The sequence below is a fragment of the Streptomyces sp. RLB3-17 genome (genome assembly GCF_007113425.2).
GTDB lineage: Bacteria > Actinomycetota > Actinomycetes > Streptomycetales > Streptomycetaceae > Streptomyces > Streptomyces mirabilis_D.
In genome coordinates this window covers 3,558,632-3,584,497 of the sequence record NZ_CP041610.2, presented here as the reverse complement: position 1 = coordinate 3,584,497, position 25,866 = coordinate 3,558,632, and the positions used below count along the sequence as shown (strand labels likewise).

Sequence of the window (25,866 nt, the reverse complement as noted above, 5' to 3'; positions counted from 1 at the left end):
GTGAAGCGCGGCCGTACGGAGCTGTGACCACCGGTGGAATACAGCTTCGCCGCTGTGGACCGCTCGCGTGGGGATTCGAAGGTTTCGGTAGTGTCGAGCGCGATGCACAAGACCTTGATCGTGACCAACGACTTCCCGCCCCGCCCCGGCGGCATCCAGGCGTTCCTGCACAACATGGCGCTACGACTGGACCCGGAGCGGTTCGTAGTCTACGCATCCACGTGGAAGCGGGGCCGGGAGGGCGTCGAGGCGACGGCCGCCTTCGACGCCGAGCAGCCCTTCACCGTCGTCCGGGACCGTACGACGATGCTGCTGCCCACACCGGGGGCCACCCGGCGCGCCGTCGGGTTGCTGCGCGAGCACGGCTGTACGTCGGTGTGGTTCGGGGCGGCGGCCCCGCTCGGCCTGATGGCGCCCGCGCTGCGCAGGGCGGGCGCCGAGCGCCTGGTGGCCACCACGCACGGCCACGAGGCGGGCTGGGCCCAGCTGCCCGCCGCACGGCAGCTGCTGCGCCGGATCGGCGAGTCCACGGACACGATCACCTACCTCGGCGAGTACACGCGCTCGCGCATCGCGTCCGCGCTGACGCCCGAGGCCGCCTCCCGCATGGTGCAGCTGCCTCCGGGGGTCGACGAGAAGACCTTCCACCCCGGTTCGGGCGGCGACGCGGTCCGCGCCCGACTCGGCCTCACCGACCGCCCGGTGGTGGTCTGTGTCTCGCGTCTGGTCCCGCGCAAGGGCCAGGACACGCTGATCCTCGCCATGCCCCGCATCCTCGCCAAGGAGCCGGAGGCGGTGCTGCTGATCGTCGGCGGCGGGCCGTACGAGCAGGACCTGCGCAAGCTGGCGTACGACACCGGGGTCGCCGCCTCGGTCCGCTTCACCGGCGCGGTCCCCTGGTCGAAGCTGCCGGCCCACTACGGCGCGGGCGACGTCTTCGCGATGCCCTGCCGCACCCGCCGGGGCGGCCTCGACGTCGAGGGCCTGGGCATCGTCTACCTGGAGGCCTCCGCGACGGGTCTGCCGGTCGTCGCGGGCGACTCGGGCGGTGCCCCCGACGCGGTCCTCGACGGCGAAACGGGCTGGGTCGTCCGAGGCGACTGCCCGGACGACTCCGCCGACCGCATCATCACCCTTCTCGCCGACCCCGAACTCCGCCGCCACATGGGCGAACGGGGACGGGAATGGGTGGAGCGGAAATGGCGCTGGGACCTGCTGGCGGAGAGCCTCAAAGAGTTGCTCTAGGTGCGCGACCGGTCACAAGCGACCCGCATTCTCCCCACTCATCGCGGCGCCCCCTGAAATCCCGGCAAAAACCCTAGGCGGAAGCAAATAATCCGCCGATGCTGCGCTCATGACAGAAAAACTGACTCATCATCAGATGAGTAACCGTCAACTGACAAACCGTCACTTGACGAGACGCCAGATCCTGGGCATGGTCGCCCTCCAGACGGCCGCCGCCGCCGGCCTCACCCGCGTAGGCCTCCAGTCCGCCCACGCGGCAGAGCCCGCCGCGGTCGACACCGCGCCCGCCATCGTCATCGGATCGGGTTACGGCGCCGCCGTGGCCGCCCTCCGCCTCGGCCAGGCCGGCATCCGCACCCTCGTCATAGAGATGGGCAAGCTCTGGAACACCGCCGGTTCCGACGGCAAGGTCTTCTGTTCCACCGCCGCCCCCGACGAGCGCTCGATGTGGTTCCGCACCCGCACCGAGGCCCCGCTCGCCACCTTCCTGTGGCTGGACGTCGTCAACAAGGACATCGGCCTCTACCCGGGAGTCCTGGACCGGGTCCACTACGACAACATGTCGGTCTACGTCGGCCGAGGCGTCGGCGGCGGCTCACTGGTCAACGGCGGAATGGCCGTCACGCCCCTCCAGTCCTACTTCTCCGAGCAGTTCCCCACGGTCGACGCCACCGAGATGTACAACACGTACTTCCCGCGCGCCCGCAGCATGCTCGGCGTCAACACGGTCGACCCCACCTGGTTCGAGTCCACGGAGTGGTACCAGTTCACCCGCACCTCCCGTAAGGCCGCCGCCAACGCCGGCCTGAAGACGACCTTCGTCCCGAACGTCTACGACTTCGCCTACATGCAGCGCGAGGCGGCCGGCACCGCCACCAAGTCCGCACTCGCGGCCGAGGTCATCTACGGCAACAACTACGGCAAGAAGAGCCTCGACAAGACCTACCTCGCGGCGGCGCTCGGCACCGGCAACGTCACCATCCACACCCTGGAGAGGGTCCGGGCGATCAGCAGGGGGACGGACGGCACGTACACCCTGACCGCCGACCGGATCGACACCACCGGCGCGGTCGTGGAGACCAAGCAGTACAGCTGCACGTACCTCTTCCTGGGCGGCGGCAGCCTCGGCACCACCGAACTCCTCGTCCGGGCCCGGGAGACGGGCACCCTGCCGGCCCTGGACGCGAGCGTCGGCACCGGCTGGGGCACGAACGGCAACGTGATGACGGGCCGCGCCAACCACATCTGGGACACGGTCGGGGCGAACCAGTCGACGATGCCGGTCATGGGCATCGACGACTGGGCCAACACCGCCAACCCCGTCTTCGCCGAAATCGCCCCGATACCCACCGGGTTGGAGACCTGGATCAGCCTCTACCTCGCGATCACCAAGAACCCGGAGCGCGCGTCCTTCACGTACGACGCGGCGACGGACTCCGCCAGGCTCGGCTGGACCGCCGCCCAGAGCGCGGTCTCCGTGAGCATGGCCAAGAAGCTCTTCGACCGGATCAACTCGGCCAACGCGACGATCTACCGCTACGACCTCTTCGGCAACAACAAGACCTTCGCCGACGACTTCTGCTACCACCCGCTGGGCGGCTGCGTGCTGGGCAAGGCCACGGACAACTACGGCCGCGTCAAGGGGTACCCGCACCTGTACATCACCGACGGCTCGCTCGTGCCGGGCTCGATCGGGGTGAACCCGTTCGTCACGATCACCGCGCTCGCGGAACGCGGAATGGCGCGGATCCTCGCCGAGGACACCGCGCCATGAGAACCGCTCGGTCGGGCCGTCAGCCCCGGTAGATGGCCTCGATCTCGTCCGCGTAGTCCTTCGCCACCACGTTGCGCTTGAGCTTCAGGGACGGCGTGAGGTGGCCCGACTCCTCCGAGAACTGGGAGGACAGAATGCGGAACTTCCGCACCGATTCCGCCTTCGACACCGCGGCGTTGCCGTCGTCGACCGCGTCCTGGATCGCAGCGATGAGATCCGGGTCCTCGCGCAGCGACGCCGCGGTGGAACCCGCCGGCTTGCCGTGCTCCTCGGCCCAGCGGCCCAGGAACTCCTCGTCGACGGTGACCAGCGCGCCGATGAACGGGCGCCCGTCGCCGACCACCATGCACTCCGCGACCAGCGCGTGCGCGCGGATCCGGTCCTCGATCACGGCCGGGGCGACGTTCTTGCCGCCCGCGGTGACGATGATCTCCTTCTTGCGGCCGGTGATCCGGAGGTAGCCGTCCTCGTCGAGGGTGCCGATGTCACCCGTGTGGAACCAGCCGTCCGCGAGCGCCTCGGCGGTCGCGGCCTCGTTGTTCCAGTACCCCTTGAACAGGTGCTCGCCGTGCAGCAGCACCTCGCCGTCGTCGGCGATGCGGATCACGGAGCCGGGCAGCGGCTGGCCGACCGTACCGATCTTCGTACGGTCCCAGGGGTTGAAGGCGGTGGCCGCGCAGGACTCCGTCAGGCCGTAGCCCTCCAGGACCGTGAAGCCGATGCCGCGGAAGAAGTGGCCCAGCCGCTCGCCGAGCGGGGCGCCGCCGGAGATCGCGTACTCACCGCGACCGCCCAGCACCGCGCGCAGCTTGCTGTAGACGAGCTTGTCGAACGTCTTGTACTTGATCTTCAGGCCGAGCGACGGGCCGGAGGGGGTGTCCAGGGCGCGGCTGTAGGCGATCGCCGTGTCCGCCGCCTTGTCGAAGATCTTGCCCTTGCCGTCCGCCTGCGCCTTGGCGCGCGCCGAGTTGTAGACCTTCTCGAAGACACGCGGCACACCGAGGATCAGCGTCGGCCGGAACGCGGCCAGCTCGTCGGTGAGGTTCTTGATGTCCGGGACGCAGCCCAGCTTGATCGGCGCCATCATCGGCGCGACCTGCACCAGCCGTCCGAAGACGTGCGCGAGCGGCAGGAAGAGGAGGACGGAACACTCGCCCGTACGGAACAGCGGGCGCAGCCGCTCCACGATGTTGCCGCACTCCGCGAAGAAGGCGCGGTGGGTGAGGACACAGCCCTTGGGACGGCCGGTCGTACCACTCGTGTAGACGATGGTCGCCGGGTCGTCCGCCTTGGCGAGCGAGCTGCGCTCCTCGACGGTGGCGTCGCTGACGTCCTTGCCCGCGCGCCCCATTTCCTCCACCCCGCCGGCCTCGATCTGCCAGACGTGCTTGAGGGCGGGCAGCCGGTCGCGCACCGACTCCACGGAGGCCGCGTGCGTGTCCAGCTCGACGATGCAGGCACTCGCGCCCGAGTCGCCGAGTATCCACTGCACCTGCTCGGCCGAGCTGGTCTCGTACACCGGCACGGTGATCGCGCCCGCGCTCCAGATCGCGAAGTCGAGCAGTGTCCACTCGTAGCGGGTACGGGACATCAGGGCGACCCGGTCGCCGGGCTGTACGCCCGAGGCGATCAGGCCCTTGGCCGCGGACCGCACCTCGGCGAGGAAGGTGGTGGCGGTGACGTCCGTCCACGTGCCGCCCACCTTGCGGGCGATGACGGCGACGTCGGGATGCTGCGCGGCGTTTCTGCGGACGATGTCGGTCAGATTTCCGTCCGCAGGGACCTCGTACAAAGCCGGAAGGCTGAACTCGCGCAAGACTGCTGCTCCTCATAGGGCGCCGACGCCACGACGGTGTGTGATGCGACGGAGCGGTCCAAGGCTCGGGCAGGTACCCAGGAACATCATTGTTGAAATCCTGAGTACGACTGGACTGCCCGGACGTTACCCACCGGTACGGCTTTTTAGATAGGGGGTCCCGCCGAGATGTTCCCTGCGTCACACAGGCTGGTGCGTCGCACCCGATGGCGTTCCTTCACGCACAGTAGTCCACGCTCTTCTTGCCATGCCAGTAACCGCAGGTCCGACCGCCTCTATTCACGTTTGCCGCACACGCCTACGCTTGATCGCCATGGCACCCACACCAGGCGGTAACCGCAGGACGCGCATTCATGTGGTCAGTGACGTGCACGGCAACGCGCGCGACCTGGCCCGGGCCGGCGACGGCGCGGACGCCCTGCTCTGCCTCGGTGACCTGGTGCTCTTCCTCGACTACGCCGACCACGCGCGCGGCATCTTCCCCGACCTCTTCGGCACCGAGAACGCCGACCGCATCGTCGAGCTGCGCACCGCCCGCCGCTTCGCCGAGGCACGCGAGTTCGGGCGGCGGCTGTGGGACGAGATCGGGATGGACCATTCCGTGGCCATCGAGAAGGCGGTGCGCAAGCAGTACGCCGAGCTGTTCGCCGCGTTCCCGACACCGACGTACGCGACCTACGGCAATGTCGACATGCCCCCGTTGTGGGCGGAGTACGCCGGACCCGGCACGACGGTCCTCGACGGTGAGCGGGTGGAGATCGGCGGCCGGGTCTTCGGCTTCGTCGGCGGGGGGCTGCGCAGCCCCATGCGGACGCCCTACGAGATCGACGACGAGGAGTACGCGGCGAAGATCGAGGCGGTCGGCGAGGTCGACGTGCTGTGCACGCACATCCCGCCGGACGTACCGGAGCTGGTCTACGACACGGTGGCGCGCCGCTTCGAACGCGGCTCCCGTGCCCTGCTGGACGCGATCCGCCGCATCCGTCCCCGTTACTCCCTCTTCGGCCATGTCCACCAGCCGCTCGCGCGCCGGATGCGGATCGGGACGACCGAGTGCGTGAACGTCGGCCATTTCGCGGCGTCGGGCCGCCCGTGGGTCCTGGAGTGGTGAACACCAGGTGGGGTGGCGATGCTTCGGCGGGCGCGCGGTAGCCTTCACGCTGCACACACGTGCGTACCACCCTCCCTCACCGGACCGCATCTGGAGGAGCCCCCGCGATGGCGGAACACACCAGCTCGAGCATCACGATCGAGGCGGCACCGGCTGATGTCATGGCGGTCATCGCCGACTTCGCCCGCTACCCGGACTGGACGGGAGAGGTGAAGGAGGCGGAGGTACTCGCCACGGACGGGCAGGGACGCGCCGAGCAGGTACGCCTCGTCATGGACGCCGGCGCGATCAAGGACGACCAGACCCTGGGGTACACCTGGACCGGCGACCACGAGGTCTCCTGGACCCTGGTCAAGTCCCAGATGCTCCGCTCCCTGGACGGCTCGTACATCCTCAAGCCCGCGGGCGCCGGCGCCACCGAGGTCACCTATCGGCTCACGGTCGACGTCAAGATCCCCATGCTGGGCATGATCAAGCGCAAGGCCGAGAAGGTCATCATCGACCGGGCGCTGGCGGGTCTGAAGAAGCGAGTGGAGTCGGGCGAGGCGGGCTGACCCCGCTCCGCGGGGCGCCCCTGAAGTCGGGGCTTCGCCCCGGATCCCGTCGGGCCGAGGTGTCTTGTCCGCGGGTGGGTGGGGGCTGGTCGCGCAGTTCCCCGCGCCCCTGACGGGGCGCGCCCGCGTTTTCAGCCCGTCCGGCGTTTGAGGACGCCGGCCGATCGGGGGGCCGGGGGCGGAGCCCCCAGGGACGGGCGGGGGCGGCGGGGGCGTTCGGCGCGGGTAGCGTTCATGCAATGCGCACCATCCTGATCACAGGCCAGGGCGGCACGGGCCGTACGACGGTCGCGGCGGCCACCGCGCTGAAGGCCGCCCGCGAGGGCACCCGCACCCTCCTGCTCACCGCCGACCGCACCGACACCCTCGGCGCCGTCCTCGGTGTACCCACCGGCGCGGAACCCACCGACACCGCGCCCCGTCTCACGACCTGGCGCCCCGACGCCAACGCCCGCTTCCGTGCGGACCTCACCGCCTTCCAGGACCGCGCGACCACCGCCCTGGACCTGCTCGGCGCCGCCCGCCTGGACGCCGAGGAACTCACCCCCCTGCCCGGCGCCGAGGAACTCGCCCTGCTGCGCGCCCTGCGCGACGCGGCGACCTCGCAGATGTACGACCTGCTGGTCGTGGACCTCCCGCCGACCCCACAGGCACTCGCCCTCCTCGCCCTCCCGGAGGAGCTCCGCCGCTACCTGCGCCGACTGCTCCCGCCGGAGCGCCAGGCGGCCCGCGCCCTGCGCCCCGTCCTCGGCCGCCTCGCGGGCGTCCCGATGCCCGCCGAGTGGCTGTACGAGACGGCGGCACGCTGGGACATCGAGCTGGCCGCCGTCGCGGCGGTCGTCGAGGACCGCGCCACGACCGTACGGCTGGTCGCCGAGCCGGGCCCGGCCGGCACCGACGCCGTGCACGCCGCCACCACCGCCCTCGCCCTGCACGGGCTGCGCGTCGACGCGCTGGTCGCGAACCGGGTACTGCCCGCCGCGAGCGCGGACGCCTGGCTGGGCGCCCTCGCCGCCCAGCAGCGCAAGGCGCTGGACGAGTGGCAGGAGACGTACACCGTCCACGAGGTCCCGCACCTCGGCCGCGACCCGCGCGGCACCGACGACCTCGGCGCGCTCCCCGTGCCCGGCGTCAACCGGGCGCCCGTCCCGGTCGAGTGGCCCGTTCTCGACCACCTCGCCGACGACGGCGTCCTCGTCTGGCACATCCCGCTGCCCGGCGCGATACGCGAGGAACTGGACCTGATCCGCCGGGGCGACGAACTCGTCGTCACCGTGGGCCAGTTCCGCAGGATCGTGCCGCTGCCGTCCGCGCTGCGCCGCTGCACCGTGGCAGGCGCCGCCCTGCGCGAGGGGGAACTCAGGGTGCGTTTCGCGCCGGACCCGGATCTGTGGCCCCGGACACGGTGAACGGCGTACCCCCGTTCGGGTACCGTCGAAAGGAAGAACCATAGGCAGGAGTCCGCCATGAGCGAAGAGCGCCCCACGTCCGACGCCGCTCAGGAGGCGAACGACGAAGCGCGCGCGAGCGACGCCGACGCCTGGGCGAAGGCGTGCGCCGAGGACCTCGCGGCGGAGAAGGCCCGCCGCCGCGCCCAGTACGGTCCGCCGCCCGGCTCGGCCGCAGAGGAACTGCGCAAGCTGGTCGACACGGTCGCCGACAAGCTGTCCGGACTGAACTCGCCGCTGTTCGGCATGGTCGCCTCCGGCACCGCCCAGCAGATGGTCAACCAGGTCGTACAGCAGGCCAAGGCCGCCGTCGAGCCGGTCATAGAGCGCAACCCCGATGTCTTCGATCACCTCGCGGCCGCGGGCAACGAGCTGCTCGCCGCCTACCGCTCGGCCGTCGAGGCCCAGGAACGACGCTGGACCACCCGGGAGCGTGGCCCCCGCGACGAGGGGACCGGTCCGGGGGAGCGGATTGACTTGGACTAAAGGCTGCTCGGGTACGGTTGGCCGTAGCGGGGCTCGACCGAAACTGAGGGATTCATGGGACTCACCATCGGCGTCGATATCGGCGGCACGAAGATCGCGGCCGGTGTGGTCGACGAGGAAGGCAACATCCTCTCGACGCACAAGGTGCCGACCCCCACCACGCCGCAGGCCATTGTGGACGCCATCGCCGCCGCAGTGGAGGGCGCGCGCGCAGGTCACGACATCGTCGGCGTGGGCATCGGTGCCGCCGGATACGTGAACCGCCAGCGCTCGACCGTGTACTTCGCGCCCAACATCGACTGGCGGCAGGAGCCGCTCAAGGCCGAGGTCGAGGCGCGCGTGGGGCTGCCCGTCGTCGTCGAGAACGACGCGAACGCGGCGGCGTGGGGCGAGTACAAGTTCGGCGCGGGCAAGGGCCACCGGAACGTCATCTGCATCACCCTGGGCACGGGCCTGGGCGGCGGCATCATCATCGGCAACAAGCTGCGCCGCGGCCACTTCGGTGTGGCCGCCGAGTTCGGCCACATCCGCATGGTGCCGGACGGTCTGCTGTGCGGCTGCGGCTCGCAGGGCTGCTGGGAGCAGTACGCCTCCGGACGCGCCCTCGTCCGCTACGCCAAGCAGCGGGCCAACGCCACCCCCGAGAACGCGGAGATCCTGCTCGCGCTGGGCAACGGCACCCCCGAGGGCATCGAGGGCAAGCACATCTCGGTGGCCGCACGCCAGGGTGACCCGGTGGCGGTGGACTCCTACCGCGAGCTGGCCCGCTGGGCCGGCGCCGGCCTCGCCGACCTGGCCTCGCTCTTCGACCCCTCCGCCTTCATCGTCGGCGGCGGCCTCTCGGACGAGGGCGAGCTGGTCCTCGACCCCATCCGCAAGTCGTACAAGCGCTGGCTCGTGGGCGGCAACTGGCGCCCGGTGGCCGAGGTGATCGCCGCCCAGCTCGGCAACGAAGCCGGCCTCGTGGGCGCGGCGGACCTGGCCAGGGAGCCCGACCCGATCATGTGACCGACGTGATCACGCAATACATGCACCTCGCCCGCCGCGCCCTTCAGGGGTACGGCGGGCGAGGTCGTACCGCGCCCCTTTCGGCGGGGGGCGCGGATGGCGCCGCTCAGGGGCGCGGGGCTGTGACATCTCGCGGCTGCGCCGCGTGGGCGTGAGCAGCCCCCACCGGCCCGCAGCCGACAAACCACCCGAGGCGTTCCGGCGCCGCCGAGCGGCGCATCCACGTATGTTGATCCACATGGCGACGACCCCGCTGCCCCGCTCCCACACCGAACCCGACGGCTCCGCCGTCATCCGCGTCCTCAGCTACAACATCCGCTCGATGCGCGACGACACCACCGCCCTCGCCCGCGTCATCCACGCCTGCGCCCCCGACCTGGTCCTCGTCCAGGAAGCCCCCCGCTTCTTCCGCTGGCGCAAGAAGCTGGCCCGGCTCGCGGCCGCGTCCGGCCAGACGATCCTGTCCGGTGGCGCGACCGCCGCGGGCCCCGCGCTCCTCTGCTCGATGCGAGCCACCGTCGAACGCACCGAGGACGTCCTGCTGCCCCTCACCCCCGGCCTGCACCGCCGCGGCCTCGCCACCGCCGTCATCCGCTTCGGCGCCGCCCGGCTCGGCGTGGTGAGCTGCCACCTCTCGCTCCAGAAGGACGAGCGGTACACGCAGAGCGGCCTGCTCCTCGACCGCCTCGCAGCCCTCGGCACCCCGCACGCCCTCGCCGGCGGCGACCTGAACGAACGCCCCGACGGCCCCACCTTCACCCGCCTCGCCGCCGACCTCCAGGACTGCTGGGCCACCGCACCCTGGGGCACGGAGTACACCTCGACGCCCACCGACCCCCACCAGCGCATCGACGCGATCTTCGCCACCCGCGGCATCGAGGTCCTCGGCTGCGGGGTCCCGTACGGCCACCCCGGGGTCACGGAGACAGACCTGAGGGCGGCCACGGACCATCTGCCCGTGCTGGCCGCCCTCAGAGTGCCCGCCGCGTAACCGGCCGCGTCAGACCACCGCGCCCCGCCCGGGATCGTCCTCGTCCTCGTCGTCGGGCTTCATGCGCGCCACGAGGGTGGCGAAGCCGCCCAGGAAGCCGCCGATGCCGACCGTGGCGAGCCACCACGTCATGTCCCAGCCGAGCAGGACGGCCAGCAGAAGCACGATCGGGCCACCGACGACGGCGAGCCAGGCGAACTTGGCCGTGGTGTCCGCGGTGGGCAGCGGAGGCGGCTCCGGCGGGACGAAGTGGCCCTCGTCGTCCCCGTCGAAGTCGTCCTCGGAGGGCTCGGGCGCCTGGTAGTCGCGCGGACCGCCGACGCCGGGCGCGAAGGAGACGGAGCCGCCGAGGGGCCTCGCTGCGGCGGGCGGCTTCCCGGCCTCGTCGCCGGTCCCGTCCTTCTCGCTCGTCCCGACGGTCCCGCCGGTCCCGTTCTTCTTGCCCTTCTCGGGCCTCTCGGGTGTGTCCCCGCCGCCCGGGGCGTCGTTCGTCACCGGGTCGAGGAGCGCCAGGTCCTCGATCGACTTGAACGGCTTCGCGCCGGGCGGATCCGGCGGTTCCTCGCCGTACCCCGCCACGATCGCCTGCCACGCGGCGTCCTCGTCGAACGGCACCCCCTGCTCGTCACCGAGAGGCTCGCCGACGGGTACGCCCTTCTCGTCGGGCTCGCCGCGCTCCGCGTCGTGCTCAGCCACCAGTGGCCGTCCCTTCCTGCTGACCCACCTGGCCCGTGTCGGACCGCTTGCCGACACCGGGCGCGAGCCGGGCGATGAACGCGTAGCTCTCCTCGAAGATCCGGTCCGCGTCATGGTCCAACGTCGCCACGTGGTAGCTCTGTTCCAGCAGGATCTCCGTCACGTCGGTGGACGACACCCGGCTCAGGATCCGGGCCGAGTCGACGGGCGGCACCACATGGTCCTGAGGGCTGTGCAGCAGCAGCATCGGCTGGGTGACCTGGGGCAGTTCACCGTCGACCATCCGGTAGAAGTTCCGCATGGAGTGGGCGGCGTGCAGGGGCACCCGGTCGTAGCCCACCTCCGCGACGCCCTCCTTGGCGATGTCGCTGGTGATGCCGCTCACCGTCCGGACGAGGTGGCGGAGCACCGGGAGGGCGTGGGCCGCCGCCCCGTGCACCTTGTTCGCCGGATTGACGACGACGATGCCGCTCACCTCGTCCCCGTGCTTCGCGGCGAGCCGCAGGGTCAGCGCTGCGCCCATGGACAGGCCGAAGACGAACACCTGGGCGCAGCGCTCCCGCAGGGCACGCAGCTCGCGGTCCACCTCCGCGTACCAGTCCTGCCAGCCCGTGAGCTGCATGTCCTCCCAGCGCGTGCCGTGCCCGGGCAGCAGGGGCAGCGCGACGGTCAGACCGCGCTCGGCGAGATACTCCGCCCAGGGGCGCAGCGACTGCGGGGAACCGGTGAAGCCGTGACAGAGAAGGACACCGACCTCTCCGCCCTCGTGGCGGAACGGCTCGGCTCCAGGAAGGACCGGCACTTCGGTCTCCTGTTCATCAGACGGGCGGAATGCGAGGCGTACTTCACCGTACGCGACGGCACTGACACCGACCAGGGTCGTCGAGGCCTTTGACAGTGCTCCGGGATAAGGTCTGACCGACGACACAGGAGGCATTCGGTTGATCTACGGCGCCATGAAGTTTTCCATCGGAGGGCCGCTGAAGCTTGCCTTCAGACCCTGGGTGGAAGGCCTCGAGAACATTCCCGCCGAGGGCCCCGCCATCCTGGCCAGCAATCATCTCTCGTTCTCGGACTCGTTCTTCCTGCCCGCGGTCCTCGACCGCAAGGTGACCTTCATCGCGAAGGCCGAGTACTTCACGACGCCCGGCGTCAAGGGCCGGATGACCGCCGCCTTCTTCAAGGGTGTCGGCCAGCTCCCGGTGGACCGCTCAGGCGCGCGTGGCGCGGGCGAGGCGGCGGTCAAGAGCGGCATCGACGTCATCGAGCGCGGTGAGCTGTTCGGCATCTACCCGGAGGGCACGCGCTCGCCCGACGGGCGGTTGTACCGCGGCAAGCCGGGCGGCCTCGCGCGCGTGGCGCTCGCCACCGGCGCCCCGGTCATCCCGGTCGCCATGATCGACACCGAGAAGATCCAGCCGCCGGGCAAGGTGATGCCCAAGCTGATGCGCCCGGGCATCCGCATCGGCAAGCCGCTCGACTTCAGCCGCTACAACGGCATGGAGCACGACCGCTTCGTGCTGCGCGCGGTGACCGACGAGGTCATGTACGAGATCATGAAGCTCTCCGGCCAGGAGTACGTCGACATCTACGCGACGGCCGCCAAGCGGCAGATCGCGGACGCGGCGAAGGCCGAGAAGCAGGCGCTCAAGGAAGCCGAACAGGCGCAGAAGGAGGCCGCGAAGGCGGCCGAAGCCGAAACCGAAGAAGGACGGGCCGGCACCTAGACGCTTGCGTCGGGGGACGGTGGGGGTGGGGGACATGGCCAAGCGCGAGAGAGTCATGAGGATGTCGGTCGAGCAGCCGCTGTGGCGTGCGCTCACCGCCTACCGCGTGCTGACGATGCTGTACGCGATCGGGCTCTTCGCCACCGCGTTCCGCAAGTTCGCCCATCCCTGGGTGGCCATCGGGTACTACGCGGTCCTGTTCGTCTGGACGCTCGCCACCCTGCCCAGGGTGGCGAACGCGGCGAGCTGCACCAAGCGCTTCCTCGCCGTCGACCTGACCGTCGCGCTCACCGGCATCATGCTCACGCCCGTCGCGGACACCCACCACCGCGTGGTGACCGGCGGCCCCACACTCCCGTCGATATGGACCGCGGGCTCCGTCCTGGCCTTCGCCATCAAGGGCGGCTGGCGCTGGGCGGCCTTCGCCTCGACGCTCGTGGCGGCCGCCAACCTCGTCGAGCGCGGCGCCCCCACCCGCGACACGGTCCACAACGTGATCCTGGTCTGGGTCGCCTCCATCGCCATCGGATACGTCGTCGAGGTCGCCCGCGCCTCCGAGCTCACCCTCGCCCGCGCACTGGAGATCGAGGCCGCGACCCGCGAGCGCGAGCGTCTCGCCCGTGACATCCACGACGGCGTCCTGCAAGTCCTCGCCATGGTGCAGCGACGGGCCTCCGCGCTCGGCGGCGAGGCCGCGGAGCTGGGCCGGATGGCCGGCGAGCAGGAGGTCGCGCTGCGCAGCCTGGTCTCGGGCGGCCTGGTGCCCGTCTCGCGGGTGTCCGAGGACGCCGCGCTCGGCGCGGTCGTACGGGCCGTCGAGGAACCGGACGAGGACCAGGACTCCCGGGGCCCTGTCGACCTGCGCGCCCTGCTCGCCCCGTACGCGAGTGCGCGCGTGACCTTCTCCGAGCCGGGCGCCCCGGTTCCTCTTCCCCCGGCCGCGGCCCGGGAGTTGGCCGCCGCCGTCGGCGCCGCCCTGGACAATGTCCGGAAGCACGTCGGAGAGGACGCCCGGGCCTGGATCCTCGTCGAGGACGAGCCGGACGAGGTGATCGTGACCGTACGCGACGAGGGCCCGGGCATCCCGGCGGGGCGGCTCGCCCAGGCCGAGGGGGAGGGGCGGCTCGGTGTGGCCCTGTCGATCCGGGGCCGGCTGCGCGACCTCGGCGGCGCGGCCGAACTGATCTCGGTGCCCGGCCAGGGCACGGAGGTCGAGCTGAAGGTACCGAAGGTTTCCAGGGTTTCACGGGGGAAGGCGGAGCAGCGATGACGGAGGTCACCGGCGTGGCGGGGCAGGGTCCGATCAAGGTCATGGTGGTGGACGACCACCCCATGTGGCGCGACGCGGTCGCCCGCGACCTGGACGCGTCCGGTTTCGCCGTGGTCGCCACCGCGGGCGACGGCGAGCAGGCGGTGCGCCGTGCCCGGGCCGCCGCGCCCGACGTCCTGGTGCTCGACCTGAATCTGCCCGCCAAGCCCGGCGTCCAGGTCTGCAAGGAACTGGTCGGCGGCAACCCGGCGCTGCGCGTCCTCGTCCTGTCGGCCAGCGGCGAGCACGCGGACGTCCTGGAGGCGGTGAAGTCCGGCGCCACCGGCTATCTGCTGAAGTCGGCGTCCACGGAGGAGCTGATCGACGCGGTGCGCCGTACGGCCGTCGGCGACCCGGTGTTCACGCCGGGCCTCGCGGGCCTGGTCCTCGGCGAGTACCGCCGACTGGCTTCCGAGCCCGCCCCCGCCGCGGGCGCCGACGAGCCCAAGGCCCCGCAGCTCACCGACCGCGAGACCGAGGTGTTGCGCCTGGTGGCCAAGGGCCTGAGCTACAAGCAGATCGCCGAGCGCCTGGTCATCTCCCACCGCACGGTCCAGAACCATGTGCAGAACACCCTCGGCAAGCTCCAACTCCACAACCGGGTCGAGCTGGTGCGCTATGCCATAGAGCGCGGTCTCGACGAGGCGTAGACCCCGACGAGTGGGCGGCGTAAACCCTGATTGACCCACCATCGAGTGAAGGCGAGTGATCAACACCCGCACATTTCACCGGAATTGCCCTTCCGCCCCATGCCGAAGTGACCTGGATCACTATTAGCGTGAGTCCCCTCAGGCAATCGCGGCGAAGGGACTTTTCCATGCGGGTCGGAGTACTGACCGGAGGCGGCGACTGCCCCGGACTCAACGCCGTCATCCGGGGCATCGTCCGCAAGGGCGTACAGGAGTACGGATACGACTTCGTCGGCTTCCGGGACGGCTGGCGCGGACCTCTCGAGAACGACACCGTCCGGTTGGACATCCCCGCCGTGCGCGGCATCCTGCCGCGCGGCGGCACCATCCTCGGCTCCTCGCGGACGAACCCGCTCAAGCAGGAGAGCGGCATCCGCCGCATCAAGGAGAACCTCGCCAAGCAGGAGGTCGAGGCGCTCATCGCGATCGGCGGCGAGGACACGCTCGGCGTCGCCGCGCGCCTCACCGACGAGTACGGCGTGCCCGTCGTCGGCGTACCGAAGACCATCGACAACGACCTGTCCGCCACCGACTACACCTTCGGCTTCGACACCGCCGTCGGCATCGCCACCGAGGCGATCGACCGCCTGCACACCACCGCCGAGTCGCACATGCGCGTCCTCGTCTGCGAGGTGATGGGCCGTCACGCGGGCTGGATCGCCATCCACTCGGGCCTGGCCGGCGGCGCCAACGTCATCCTCATCCCCGAACAGCGCTTCGACGTCGACCAGGTGTGCGCCTACGTGACCTCGCGCTTCAAGGCCTCGTACGCGCCGATCGTGGTCATCGCCGAGGGCGCGATGCCCAAGGACGGCCAGATGGTCCTGAAGGACGAGTCCCTCGACTCCTTCGGCCATGTACGCCTCTCCGGGGTCGGCGAGTGGCTGGCCAAGGAGATCGAGAAGCGCACCGGCAAGGAGGCCCGCACCACGGTCCTCGGGCACATCCAGCGCGGCGGCACCCCCAGTGCCTTCGACCGCTGGCTCGCCACCCGCTTCGGGCTGCACGCCATCGAGGCCGTCCGCGACGGCGACTTCGGCAAGATGGTCGCCCTGCGCGGCACGGACATCGTCCGGGTCCCGATCGCGGAGGCCACGGCCAAGCTGAAGACGGTCGACCCGAAGCTGTACGAGGAGGTCGGGGTCTTCTTCGGCTGACGCGCCCCCTCCCCGCGATCCCGTCGGCCGCACGGGCCTCCCGACACCCGTGCGGCCGGCGTCTCGACCACGGCTGCCGACTACACGGAGGGCCGCCGCTCCGACAGCGTGCCGGCGCCCCGCAGCCGGCCGACCAACTCCCGCACGACGGCCGTCCCGTTCAGCGTCAGCACCGACTCCGGGTGGAACTGCACACCCGCGAACCCCGGCCCGCGCAGCGCGTGCACCTCACCGCTCTCGGTGCGGCTGACCTCGATGCCGTGGGCCGACAGCTCGGCCGCCGTCTCCTCGTCGCAGTGCGCCACGAAGCTGTTGTAGAAACCGACGGTCTCGGCCCGCCCGAAGAGATCGATCCCCGTCTGCGCGCCCTGGTACGGGACCTCCTTGCGTACGATCTCCAGGCCCAGTTCCGCCGCGATCAGCTCGTGCCCGAGACAGACGCCGAGCACGCCGTGCCCGTGCCCCCCGATCACCTCGGCGGTGAGCTCCCGCAGGAACCGCATCTTGGGATCGTCCAGGTCCGAGGGGTCGCCCGGGCCGGGGCCCAGGACCAACGGCCCCTCGTGCGCCCGCACCGCCTCCCGCAGCCCCGGCTCGTCGTAGCGCCGCACGGTCACCTCCAGCCCCGAGGACCGCAGCACATGCGCGAGCATCGCCGTGAAGGTGTCCTCGGCGTCCACGACCAGCGCATGGCCCTCCAACTCACGTGCCTGCTCCTGCATCCGCAGCCAGAACGGCGCGAGCGAGGCCCGCCGCCCGTCCAGCGCCGCCCGCACCCGCGGATCGTCGGCCAGCCTCGGCCGTACGCCCTTCACGCGGGCCCCGGCCTCCACGACCCCCAGCGCCGCCAGTACCCCCGCCGCCTTCGCGTGCGTCTCGGCGACCTCGCCCGCCGGATCCGATCCCCGGACCAGGGTGGCGCCGACCGGCACCCGCAGCCGTCCGTCCGCGTCGATGTCGGCGGTCCGGATGAGGATGGGCGAGTCGAGGGTCTGGGCACCGCCCGCATCGCGGCCGATGAGGGCCAGCGCCCCCGCGTAGTAGCCCCGCCCGCCGACCTCGTGCCGCTCGATCACCCGGCACGCGTTCTGCACCGGCGACCCCGTGACGGTCGCCGCGAACATGGTCTCCTTCAGGACCTCGCGCACATCCAGCGAGGACCGGCCCCGCAGCTCGTACTCGGTGTGCGCGAGGTGGGCCATCTCCTTGAGCCGCGGGCCGATCACCACGCCGCCCATGTCTCCGACCGTGCACATCATCTTGAGCTCCTCGTCGACGACCATCGAGAGCTCCTCGATCTCCTTGCCGTCGGCGAGGAAGCCGAGCAGGTCGTCCGCGGAGGGCCCCTCGGCCGGATAGCGGTACGTGCCGCTGATCGGGTTCATCACGACGGTCCCGCCCGACATCCGCACGTGCACCTCGGGGCTCGCGCCCACCAGCGTGCGCTCCCCGGTGTGCACGACGAACGTCCAGTACGCGCCCCGCTCGCCGACCAGTAGCCGCCGGAACAGGGCCAGCGCGTCGGCCCGCCCGAATCCCGGGATCGCGCCCTCGTACGTACGCCGGATCACGAAGTTCGCGCCCTCGCCGCGCCCGATCTCCTCCTCCAGCACGCGTCCGACGATCCCGGCGTACTCCTCGTCGTCGACGTCGAAGCCCCCGCCCGTGACACGCACCCCGTGCGTCGGCAGCTCCGCCAGCGCCCGCTCCAGCGGCAGGACGTGCGTCTCCTCGGGGGTCAGCACCGTGAGCGGCGTGCCGTCGTCGCGGACGTCGAAGCCGCGCTCCCTGATCTGGCGGAAGGGGACGAGCGCGAGTCCCTCGTCGGGGAGGTCGGCGAGGCGGTCACAGGTGCTGACCGGTCCGAGCAGCAGCTCGACGGTGTCGTGATCGTGACCGGGGGTGCGGCGCCGCAGCAGGGCGAACGGACGGGGATCGTCCAGCAGGTCGAGCAGGTGCATCGGTCCTGTTCCTTCACTCGGATTCTCGGATTCCCGAAAACTCGGAGAGGAACGACCCGTGTCCGCAAACACCGAAGGCCGCCCCTCGGGCGGCCTTCGCGAAGTCTTGCGTACGCGCAGTCAGTGGGCCGCCGGATGAGCGGTCCACCACCAGTTCTGGGTCGAGTGCGCGAACATGCGCCGCACCTTACCCGACGTCAGGGGGCGGGCAACAGCGTGAACCGTCCGCGCCCTGCGTTCCTACTGCTCGGTCACCGGCCATGGATGGCATGGCCCAGGAAGCCCGACCGAGGAGACAACCATGTACGCAGCCCGTTCACCCCGGCCCCGCCGCGGCGGCGTCCGAACGCTCGCCGTGTGCGCCGCCGCCACGGCCCTCGCCGCCGCCCCGCTCGGCGCCGCACGCGCCGCCGGGACCGACGACACCGTCAAGGTCACCTACCGCGGCCACGAGTTCACCGTCCCCGCCTCCTGGCCGATCGTGGACCTGGAGAAACATCCGGATGTCTGTGTCCGGTTCGACCGGCACGCCGTGTACCTCGGAACGCCCGGCGACCAGCAGCAGTGTCCGGCGGCGGCGAGGGGACGTACCGAGGCGTTCCTGATCCAGCCGTCCGTCGTCAAGGGCCGCACCGCCAGCGAGAACCGCACGGCCCGCACGTTCCGGGTCACCGCCGACCGGATCGCCGTGACCGCCGCGTACGCGAAGGACCGTACGAGGATCCAGGACATCCTGCGCGACGCCGGTCTGCCGAACGCCGCCGCGGGGACCGACGTGACCGCGGGCGCGCCCGCCGCGGCACCGCTGCCCGCCGACGCGACGTCCTTCCGCGGCGAGGGCTTCGACGCCTGCACCGCGCCGGGCCAGACGGCGATGGACGCCTGGCGGGACGACTCCGACTACGGGGCCGTCGGCGTCTACATCGGCGGGGTCAACCGCGCCTGCGCCCAGAGCAGACTCACCGCCGGCTGGCTGCGGACGCAGTACGCGAACGGCTGGCGGTTCTTCCCGCTGTACGTCGGCCGCCAGCCCACCTCCGACGGCGGCAGCTGCAAAGGCGGCTGCGAGGCGATCACCGACCCCGCGCCGCAGGGCACCGAGGCCGCCGACGACGCCGTCGAGCAGGCCACCACGCTGGGCTTCCCCAAGGGCACGGTGATCTACGACGACCTGGAGAACTACACCCCCGGCTCCACCGTCACCAGCCGGGTGCTGTCGTACCTCGACGCCTACACCAAGCGCCTGCACGCACTGGGCTACCGCTCCGGCGTCTACGGCAACACCTCGTCCCTGGTCACCGACCTGGTCGCCAACAAGAGCCGCGTCACGCTGCCCGACGTGCTCCACTTCGCCCGCTGGAACGGCAAGTCGACGACCACCGACCCGACGATCCCCGCGAACCTGTGGGCCGACCACCAGCGCATCCACCAGTACGTGGGCGACACGACCGAGACGCACGGCGGCGTGACGATCTCCATCGACCGCGACAAGCTCGACGTGGGGTAGCGCCTGGCCACCCGCCCGCTCCGGGCGGCCGCGGGGCCTGCCGTGCGGCCGCCCGGAGCGCGTCCCGATCGAGCGCGGTCCGTCTCAATTGATGGGCATGGGGATGGACGCCCGACACGACCCCGTAATGTTGTCAGGGTGACCGTGAACGCTAAGCCCAGCGCAAGCGCTGGCAACACCTGGCGAGACCTGCCCGCGGCGCAGCAGCCCGAGTACCCCGATGCCGAGGCTCTGCGCGATGTGATCGCGGACCTCGAGTCGTATCCGCCGCTCGTCTTCGCGGGCGAGTGCGACCAGCTGCGCGCCCGGATGGCGTCCGTCGCCAAGGGAGAGGCGTTCCTTCTCCAGGGTGGCGACTGCGCCGAGGCCTTCGACGCGGTGTCGGCCGACCACATCCGCAACAAGCTCAAGACCCTGCTCCAGATGGGCGCCGTGCTCACGTACGCCGCCTCGGTGCCGGTCGTGAAGGTCGGCCGCATCGCCGGCCAGTACTCCAAGCCGCGCTCCAAGGGGACCGAGACCCGCGATGGCGTGACCCTGCCGACGTACCGCGGTGACTCGGTCAACGGCTTCGACTTCGACGAGAAGGCCCGCATCCCGGACCCCGAGCGTCTGAAGCGGATGTACAACGCCTCCGCCTCCACGCTCAACCTGGTGCGCGCCTTCACCACCGGCGGCTACGCCGACCTGCGCCAGGTGCACGCCTGGAACCAGGACTTCGTGAAGTCCTCCCCGTCCGGGCAGCGCTACGAGCAGCTGGCGCGGGAGATCGACAACGCGATGAACTTCATGCGGGCCTGCGGGACCGACCCGGAGGAGTTCAAGACCGTCGAGTTCTACGCCTCCCACGAGGCGCTGCTCCTCGACTACGAAGCGGCGCTGACCAGGGTCGACTCGCGTACGGGTCAGCTGTACGACGTCTCGGGCCACATGGTGTGGATCGGCGAGCGCACCCGGCAGCTGGACGGCGCGCACATCGAGTTCGCCTCGCGGATCCGCAACCCGATCGGCATCAAGCTCGGCCCGACGACGACGGCCGAGGAGGCACTCCAGTACATCGACCGCCTCGACCCGGACCGCGAGCCCGGCCGGCTGACCTTCATCGTGCGGATGGGCGCCGACAAGGTCCGCGACAAGCTCCCCGAGCTGGTGGAGAAGGTCACGGCCTCGGGCGCGGTGGTGGCCTGGGTGACCGACCCGATGCACGGCAACACCTTCGAGGCGGCCTCCGGCCACAAGACCCGCCGCTTCGACGACGTGCTCGACGAGGTCAAGGGCTTCTTCGAGGTCCACAAGGGTCTGGGCACGCACCCGGGCGGCATCCACGTCGAGCTCACCGGTGACGACGTCACCGAGTGCGTGGGCGGCGGCGACGAGATCTTCGTCGACGACCTCCACCAGCGCTACGAGACGGCCTGCGACCCGCGTCTGAACCGCAGCCAGTCCCTCGACCTGGCCTTCCTGGTCGCGGAGATGTACAGGGACCAGTGACGGGTTCGCCTGTTACACCTGAGTGAAGTGGGGCGCGGATCACATACGATCCGCGCCCCCTCCCACTTTTGCGGTTCCTGAGTGATGGGTAAGGTTAGGTTAGCCTCACCGATTAACGGGACGGCGCCAGACATCAATCCCGCCGGGAGGTGAACCGCGTGTACGTATGCAGCTGCTTCGGGGTCACCGAACAGCAGGTCAAGCAGCACGCGAAGAACGGCGCCTGCACGCCCCGCCAGATAGCCTCCGCCTCCAAGGCGGGCACGGACTGCGGCTCCTGCGTCCGCAGCATCCAGGCGATCCTCGGCCGTGGCGCCTGCCCCCGCCGTGAGCTGGCCGAGAAGGGCAAGCCGGTACTGGCCGAGCTGTCCCCGGCGCAGGGCCTGGAAGAAGCCGCCTAGCTTTCCGGCTGCTCGATCACCTGCGCGATGTAGAGCGCCTCACCGAGCTTCTCCACGAGCTCCAGCTGGGTGTCCAGGTAGTCGATGTGGTGCTCCTCGTCCTCGAGGATCGACTCGAAGATGTTCGCGGACGTGATGTCGCCCTTGTTGCGCATCACCTCGATCCCGCGCTTGAGGCGGTCGATCGCCTCGACCTCCACCTGCCGGTCGGCCTGGAACATCTCGGTGACGGTCTGGCCCACCCGGACGTGGAAGAGCCGCTGGTAGTTCGGCAGGCCCTCCAGGAAGAGGATCCGGTCGGTGAGCACCTCCGCGTGCTTCATCTCGTCGAAGGACTCGTGGCGCGTGTACTTCGCGAGCTTCGTCCAGCCGAAGTTCTCCTGCATCTTCGCGTGCAGGAAGTACTGGTTGATCGCGGTCAGCTCACCGGTCAGCTGCTCGTTGAGGAATTCGATGACCTCGGGGTCGCCCTGCATCGCAGAGGCTCCTTCCAAGCGAGGGACTGGGCAGATTGCGCCGCATCCTCGCATCGGCGTCCCGGGCCGTCCAGTAAGTGCACGCTTAGTACGAGTTGCCCGATTCCGTACTGGGCTGGTCATGTGCACTGTCCCGGGTCTGTCAGGATGGAGTCATGGGTCAGCCGGTGGGACGTGGAACGGGAGAAGCGGCACAGTCGGAGCTTCCGCCGGGGCAGCGACTGCAGCGCGGCTGGCCGGTCACGCACTACGGTCCCGTACCCAAGTTCCGTCCCGAACGCTGGGAGTTCAGGGTCTTCGGCGCCACCGCCGACGGTGAGAAGCACTGCTGGACCCACGAGGAGTTCACGGCCCTGCCGTACACCTCGGTCGTGGCCGATCTGCACTGCGTCACGAAGTTCAGCATGATCGGGGCCGAATGGGGCGGTATCCCGGCGCGCACGATCCTGGAGATCGCCCCGCCCGCGCCCGCCGTCACCCATGTCATGGTCTGGGCGGAGTACGGCTTCAGCTCGAATCTGCGCCTCGACGACTTCGCCTCCGACCGCACGATCTTCGCCACCCACAAGGACGGCGAACTCCTCACCGCCGAGCACGGCTTCCCGCTCCGCCTCGTCGTCCCCCACCTCTACGCCTGGAAGGGCCCCAAGTGGGTGCGCGGCGTCGAGTACATGACGGCCGACCGCCGCGGCTTCTGGGAGGAGCGCGGCTACCACAACATCGGCGACCCCTGGCGCGAACAGCGCTACTCCTACCAGGAGGAGCCCGGGGACGGCCCCGAGCTCTGACCCGGCCCGCCTTCTCCGGCGGCGTCAGCCGTCCCTGAGTTTCTTCAGGCGCTCCACGTCCGCCGCGTGCCCCTCCTTCCCGCCCGGCGTCTCGATGATCAGGGGCACGCCCTCGGTGGCGGGGTGGGTCATCAGCGCGCGGAACGGGTCCTCGCCGATGTGACCGGAGCCGATGTTCTCGTGGCGGTCCTTGTGGGCGCCGACCACGTCCTTGGAGTCGTTGGCGTGGATCAGCTTGAGCCGGCCCGCGCCGACCGTGTCCACCAGCAGGTCGAGCGTCTGGTGCATGCCGCTCGGGCCGGTCAGGTCGTGCCCCGCCGCGTAGATGTGGCAGGTGTCGAGGCACACGCCCAGCTTCGGATGGGCGTCCAGCGCCTCGAAGTACGGCCCGAAGTCCCAGGTGCGCGAGCAGAGCGAGGCGCCCTGGCCCGCGGTCGACTCCAGAAGCAGATACGGGTCGTCGTCATGCGTCAGCTCGTCCAGCAGGGGCAGCAGATGCTCACGTACCTGCCTCAGGGCGACGGACCGCTCCCGGCCTCCCGTGGCGCTCCCCGTGTGCACGACCACGCCGAGCGCCCCGATCTCCCGGCCCCGCCGCAGCGAGTGCCGCAGCGACTCCACGGACTTCTCGACCGTCGCCTCGGTGTGCGAGCCGAAGTTGATCAGATAGGGGGCGTGGACGTACGCGGGTATCGACTCGGCGGCGCAGGCCGCCCGGAACTCCTCGTCCTGGCGGGGACTGCCGACGGGCGTCGCCCAGCCGCGCGGGTTGGCGACGAAGACCTGGACGGTCTCGGCGCCCATCTCGCGCGCGTAGGTCAGGCCGACGGAGCTGAGGCCGCCGGCCACGGGGACATGGCCGCCGACGGGGTTGCGGAGCTGCTTGCTGGTCACGCCCTTCAGGGTGTCACGCGCTCCCGGACGGCCCGTCGGCGGACCTCACTGCCGTGGATCTGAGAGTCGCCGTGGCCTCGGCATTGTCGAGGCCACGGCAACGCCGTGGCCTCAGCGCCGCTGTGGTTCAGCGGATCACGATGGAGATCGTCGACCCCTTGGGCGCGGTCTTGCCGCCCTCCACCGACTGGCTCTTGACGTGGTCCCCGAAGAGCCCGAGCAGCCCGCGGTCCTCGTTGACCTGGAAGCCGGCGTCCTCCAGCGTCTTCTTCGCGTCGTCCACGGTGGCGCCCACCACGTCCGGCACCGAGACCATCTCGGGGCCCTTGGAGACGGTCAGCGTGACGGTGTCGCCCCCGGCGACCTGGCTGCCCGCCTTCGGCGACTGCTGGGCGATCTGGCCCTGGTCGAACTCCGAGTTGACCTGCTGGGTGGCGATCTTCACCTTCAGGCCCGCCTGCTCCAGCTCCGAGGTGGCGTCAGCGACGGACGCGCCCGTGACGTCCGCGACCTCCACCGGGCTGCCCTTGCTGACGGTGAGGGCGATGGCCGAACCGGCGTGCCGCTCCGTGCCCGCGCCCGGATCCGAACTGATCACGAAGCCCTTGGGAACGTCCTGGCTGAACTCCCGGGTGACCATGCCCGCGGCGAGCCCGTCCCCCTTCAGGACCTCCCGCGCCTTGAACAGCGCGAGTCCCGTCAGGTCGGGCACCTTCACCGTCTCCGGCCCGTTGGAGATGGTCAGTGTGACGGAGTCGTTGTCCCGGATGCGGGCGCCGGGCGCCGGGTCGCTGCTGATCACAGTGCCGCGCTTCACGGTGTCGCTGTAGGCGTGCTTGATCTGCCCGACGTCGAGACCGGCGTGCTCGATCCGCGTCCTGGCCTGCGCCTCGGTCTTCGCCAGCAGCAGCGGGACCTTGGTGAACTGGCCGGAATTGATGTACCAGACGCCCGCGCCGAGCCCGAGCACCAGCACGACCGCGGCGATGATCGCGAACATGCCGCGCCGGGGCCGTGAGCCGCGCCGCGGGGGAGCGGGCGGTCCGGACTCGAACCGGCTGGTCTGCTCGAACCGACTGGTCCGGTTCACCGGGTCGCCGGCGTCGCCGCCGTCCTCGTGGCCCTCGTTCACCGGCAGCAGGCGGGGCACGGACAGCGAGCGCGGGATCACGCTCGTACGGTCGCCCGCGTTGTCGTGTCCCACGGCGAGCGCCTGCGGGGGTATGGCGTCGAGCTGCTCGGCGGTGAGACCGGCCCGCGCCTGGAGGACCTGGCCGAGCAGCGCCACCGCGTCGTGCGGGCGCACCTCGGGGTTGCGGGCGGTCGCCGCGGCGACCAGCTCGTCCAGGGCGTACGGCATTCCGGGCACGGCGGCCGAGGGCGGCGGCACATCCGCGTGCAGGTGCTGGTAGAGCACCTGGGCGGGGGAGTCCCCGGAATGCGGCTTGCCGCCGGTGAGCATCTCGTAGAGGACGACCCCGCAGGCGTAGACGTCGACGCGGGTGTCCGCGGTGCCGTGCTCGATCTGTTCGGGGGCGAGGTACGACACGGTGCCGAGGACGGACCCTGTCGTGTTCGTGACGGTGTCCACGGCCCGGACGAGGCCGAAGTCGGCCACCTTGACCCGCCCGTCGTCCCCTATCAGGACGTTCTCCGGCTTCATGTCGCGGTGCACGAACCCGGCGCGGTGCGCGGCGCCGAGCGCGGCGAGCACCGGCTCCAGGACGTCCAGGGCGGCCCGCGGTTGCAGCGCCCCCCGCTCGCGCAGCACGTCACGCAGGGTGCAGCCGGCGACGTACTCCATGGCCAGGTAGACGTACGACCCGTCCGCGCCCTGGTCGAAGACCTGCACCACGTTGGGGTGCGCGAGCCGGGCCACCGACTTGGCCTCCCGGATGAACCGCTCGACGAACGAGCCGTCGGCGGCCAGCGTCGGGTGCATCACCTTGAGCGCGAGCACGCGGTCGAGGCGGGTGTCCAGGGCCCGGTAGACCGTGGCCATCCCGCCGACCGCGATCCGTGCGTCGACGCGGTAGCGGCCGTCGAGCACTTGCCCGACAAGCGGGTCCTGAAGGGTCGTATCCACGCAGGCGAGTCTACGAGCCGCCACTGTCACCCCCACCCTTCCGGCCAATTCCGGAGCGGGACTGCAGCCGACCTGTGACGGATCTCGCACGCCAGATCGATCCGGTCCACATGTCGTGCACAGGGAAGGTAAGGCAGCCTGCCCCGCCACCCCCCCAGCCGCCAACGGCGCCCCGCCCCCACAGGCGACCCCCACTTTCCAGCCGACTGGAAACGGACGGAGCGCGGGCGGGAGAAACAACACACCGGCGC

Annotated in this window: 24 protein-coding genes; 16 read left to right on the top strand and 8 right to left on the bottom strand. The window is 70.7% G+C overall.

Features of this window, described 5'->3' with window-relative positions; translation table 11 throughout:
* Positions 1-102: 102 nt before the first annotated feature.
* Both FNV62_RS16615 and FNV62_RS16610 read left to right on the top strand, forming a co-directional pair.
* On the top strand, positions 103-1,245 hold the full coding sequence (locus tag FNV62_RS16615; protein ID WP_144315347.1) for a glycosyltransferase family 4 protein: 1,143 nt from the start codon (positions 103-105) through the stop codon (positions 1,243-1,245).
* A 190-nt stretch (positions 1,246-1,435) separates the two neighbouring features.
* Positions 1,436-3,019 carry a GMC oxidoreductase gene (locus tag FNV62_RS16610; RefSeq protein WP_143605363.1) on the top strand — a complete coding sequence of 528 codons (1,584 nt, stop codon included), beginning with the start codon at positions 1,436-1,438 and terminating at the stop codon, positions 3,017-3,019.
* A 19-nt stretch (positions 3,020-3,038) separates the two neighbouring features.
* Here the strand turns inward: FNV62_RS16610 and FNV62_RS16605 are convergent, their stop codons facing one another.
* Entirely contained in the window at positions 3,039-4,835 is a 1,797-nt protein-coding gene (locus tag FNV62_RS16605; protein ID WP_144315346.1) for an AMP-dependent synthetase/ligase, read from the bottom strand.
* 313 nt (positions 4,836-5,148) lie between these two features.
* Here FNV62_RS16605 and FNV62_RS16600 point away from each other — a divergent pair, with 313 nt between their 5' ends.
* From FNV62_RS16600 to FNV62_RS16575, 6 genes are all read left to right on the top strand, one after another.
* Positions 5,149-5,946 (top strand): metallophosphoesterase family protein, encoded by a 798-nt coding sequence (locus tag FNV62_RS16600; protein WP_079090376.1) that lies wholly within the window; start codon positions 5,149-5,151, stop codon positions 5,944-5,946.
* Positions 5,947-6,053: 107 nt separating this feature from the next.
* Positions 6,054-6,500: an SRPBCC family protein gene (locus tag FNV62_RS16595; protein WP_054231534.1), complete on the top strand. Its 447-nt coding sequence runs from the start codon at positions 6,054-6,056 to the stop codon at positions 6,498-6,500.
* 239 nt (positions 6,501-6,739) lie between these two features.
* Positions 6,740-7,909, top strand: a complete 1,170-nt coding sequence (locus FNV62_RS16590; protein WP_143601400.1) for an ArsA family ATPase — start codon at positions 6,740-6,742, stop codon at positions 7,907-7,909.
* A 57-nt stretch (positions 7,910-7,966) separates the two neighbouring features.
* A complete protein-coding gene (locus FNV62_RS16585) occupies positions 7,967-8,434 on the top strand; it encodes a DUF5304 domain-containing protein (protein ID WP_054231532.1) in 468 nt (155 codons plus the stop codon).
* A gap of 54 nt (positions 8,435-8,488) precedes the next feature.
* Positions 8,489-9,442, top strand: coding sequence for an ROK family glucokinase (locus FNV62_RS16580; RefSeq protein WP_097284331.1), 954 nt, complete (start codon positions 8,489-8,491; stop codon positions 9,440-9,442).
* Between the two features lie 238 nt (positions 9,443-9,680).
* Entirely contained in the window at positions 9,681-10,433 is a 753-nt protein-coding gene (locus tag FNV62_RS16575) for an endonuclease/exonuclease/phosphatase family protein (RefSeq protein WP_144315345.1), read from the top strand.
* A 9-nt stretch (positions 10,434-10,442) separates the two neighbouring features.
* On the opposite strand, the gene FNV62_RS16570 is transcribed toward FNV62_RS16575, so the two are convergent.
* Together FNV62_RS16570 and FNV62_RS16565 are read right to left on the bottom strand one after the other, a co-directional pair.
* Complete coding sequence (locus FNV62_RS16570) at positions 10,443-11,129, bottom strand: hypothetical protein (RefSeq protein ID WP_097284330.1); 687 nt, start codon at positions 11,127-11,129, stop codon at positions 10,443-10,445.
* On the bottom strand, positions 11,122-11,931 hold the full coding sequence (locus tag FNV62_RS16565; protein WP_144315344.1) for an alpha/beta hydrolase: 810 nt from the start codon (positions 11,929-11,931) through the stop codon (positions 11,122-11,124). The genes FNV62_RS16570 and FNV62_RS16565 overlap by 8 nt, the downstream gene beginning before the upstream one ends.
* A 139-nt stretch (positions 11,932-12,070) precedes the next feature.
* Here FNV62_RS16565 and FNV62_RS16560 point away from each other — a divergent pair, with 139 nt between their 5' ends.
* From FNV62_RS16560 to FNV62_RS16545, 4 genes are all read left to right on the top strand, one after another.
* Positions 12,071-12,856 (top strand): lysophospholipid acyltransferase family protein, encoded by a 786-nt coding sequence (locus FNV62_RS16560; protein ID WP_179858141.1) that lies wholly within the window; start codon positions 12,071-12,073, stop codon positions 12,854-12,856.
* Between the two features lie 34 nt (positions 12,857-12,890).
* Positions 12,891-14,126: a MacS family sensor histidine kinase gene (gene macS, locus FNV62_RS16555; RefSeq protein WP_097288896.1), complete on the top strand. Its 1,236-nt coding sequence runs from the start codon at positions 12,891-12,893 to the stop codon at positions 14,124-14,126.
* Positions 14,127-14,167: 41 nt separating this feature from the next.
* Positions 14,168-14,815, top strand: a complete 648-nt coding sequence (locus tag FNV62_RS16550; RefSeq protein WP_096239823.1) for a response regulator — start codon at positions 14,168-14,170, stop codon at positions 14,813-14,815.
* A 167-nt stretch (positions 14,816-14,982) separates the two neighbouring features.
* On the top strand, positions 14,983-16,011 hold the full coding sequence (locus tag FNV62_RS16545) for a 6-phosphofructokinase (protein ID WP_143601397.1): 1,029 nt from the start codon (positions 14,983-14,985) through the stop codon (positions 16,009-16,011).
* 80 nt (positions 16,012-16,091) lie between these two features.
* On the opposite strand, the gene FNV62_RS16540 is transcribed toward FNV62_RS16545, so the two are convergent.
* Together FNV62_RS16540 and FNV62_RS58005 are read right to left on the bottom strand one after the other, a co-directional pair.
* Positions 16,092-17,972, bottom strand: a complete 1,881-nt coding sequence (locus FNV62_RS16540) for an anthranilate synthase family protein (RefSeq protein ID WP_143607851.1) — start codon at positions 17,970-17,972, stop codon at positions 16,092-16,094.
* A gap of 120 nt (positions 17,973-18,092) precedes the next feature.
* Positions 18,093-18,149, bottom strand: a complete 57-nt coding sequence (locus FNV62_RS58005; RefSeq protein WP_071528813.1) for a trp operon leader peptide — start codon at positions 18,147-18,149, stop codon at positions 18,093-18,095.
* Positions 18,150-18,273: 124 nt separating this feature from the next.
* On the opposite strand from FNV62_RS58005, the gene FNV62_RS16530 reads away from it, so the two are divergent.
* The 3 genes from FNV62_RS16530 (at position 18,274) to FNV62_RS16520 (ending at position 21,371) form a co-directional block, all read left to right on the top strand.
* Complete coding sequence (locus tag FNV62_RS16530) at positions 18,274-19,479, top strand: glycoside hydrolase domain-containing protein (RefSeq protein WP_143607850.1); 1,206 nt, start codon at positions 18,274-18,276, stop codon at positions 19,477-19,479.
* A 138-nt stretch (positions 19,480-19,617) separates the two neighbouring features.
* A complete protein-coding gene (locus tag FNV62_RS16525; RefSeq protein ID WP_054231523.1) occupies positions 19,618-20,970 on the top strand; it encodes a class II 3-deoxy-7-phosphoheptulonate synthase in 1,353 nt (450 codons plus the stop codon).
* Positions 20,971-21,119: 149 nt separating this feature from the next.
* Positions 21,120-21,371, top strand: a complete 252-nt coding sequence (locus FNV62_RS16520; protein WP_097284326.1) for a bacterioferritin-associated ferredoxin — start codon at positions 21,120-21,122, stop codon at positions 21,369-21,371.
* On the opposite strand, the gene bfr is transcribed toward FNV62_RS16520, so the two are convergent.
* Positions 21,368-21,847 carry a bacterioferritin gene (gene bfr / locus FNV62_RS16515; protein WP_054231521.1) on the bottom strand — a complete coding sequence of 160 codons (480 nt, stop codon included), beginning with the start codon at positions 21,845-21,847 and terminating at the stop codon, positions 21,368-21,370. The genes FNV62_RS16520 and bfr overlap by 4 nt on opposite strands.
* 155 nt (positions 21,848-22,002) lie before the next feature.
* On the opposite strand from bfr, the gene FNV62_RS16510 reads away from it, so the two are divergent.
* On the top strand, positions 22,003-22,635 hold the full coding sequence (locus FNV62_RS16510; RefSeq protein WP_054231520.1) for a sulfite oxidase-like oxidoreductase: 633 nt from the start codon (positions 22,003-22,005) through the stop codon (positions 22,633-22,635).
* A gap of 24 nt (positions 22,636-22,659) precedes the next feature.
* Here the strand turns inward: FNV62_RS16510 and FNV62_RS16505 are convergent, their stop codons facing one another.
* Both FNV62_RS16505 and pknB read right to left on the bottom strand, forming a co-directional pair.
* Entirely contained in the window at positions 22,660-23,529 is an 870-nt protein-coding gene (locus FNV62_RS16505; RefSeq protein WP_097284325.1) for a deoxyribonuclease IV, read from the bottom strand.
* Between the two features lie 127 nt (positions 23,530-23,656).
* Positions 23,657-25,615 (bottom strand): Stk1 family PASTA domain-containing Ser/Thr kinase, encoded by a 1,959-nt coding sequence (gene pknB / locus FNV62_RS16500; protein WP_225900266.1) that lies wholly within the window; start codon positions 25,613-25,615, stop codon positions 23,657-23,659.
* Positions 25,616-25,866 lie beyond the last annotated feature (251 nt).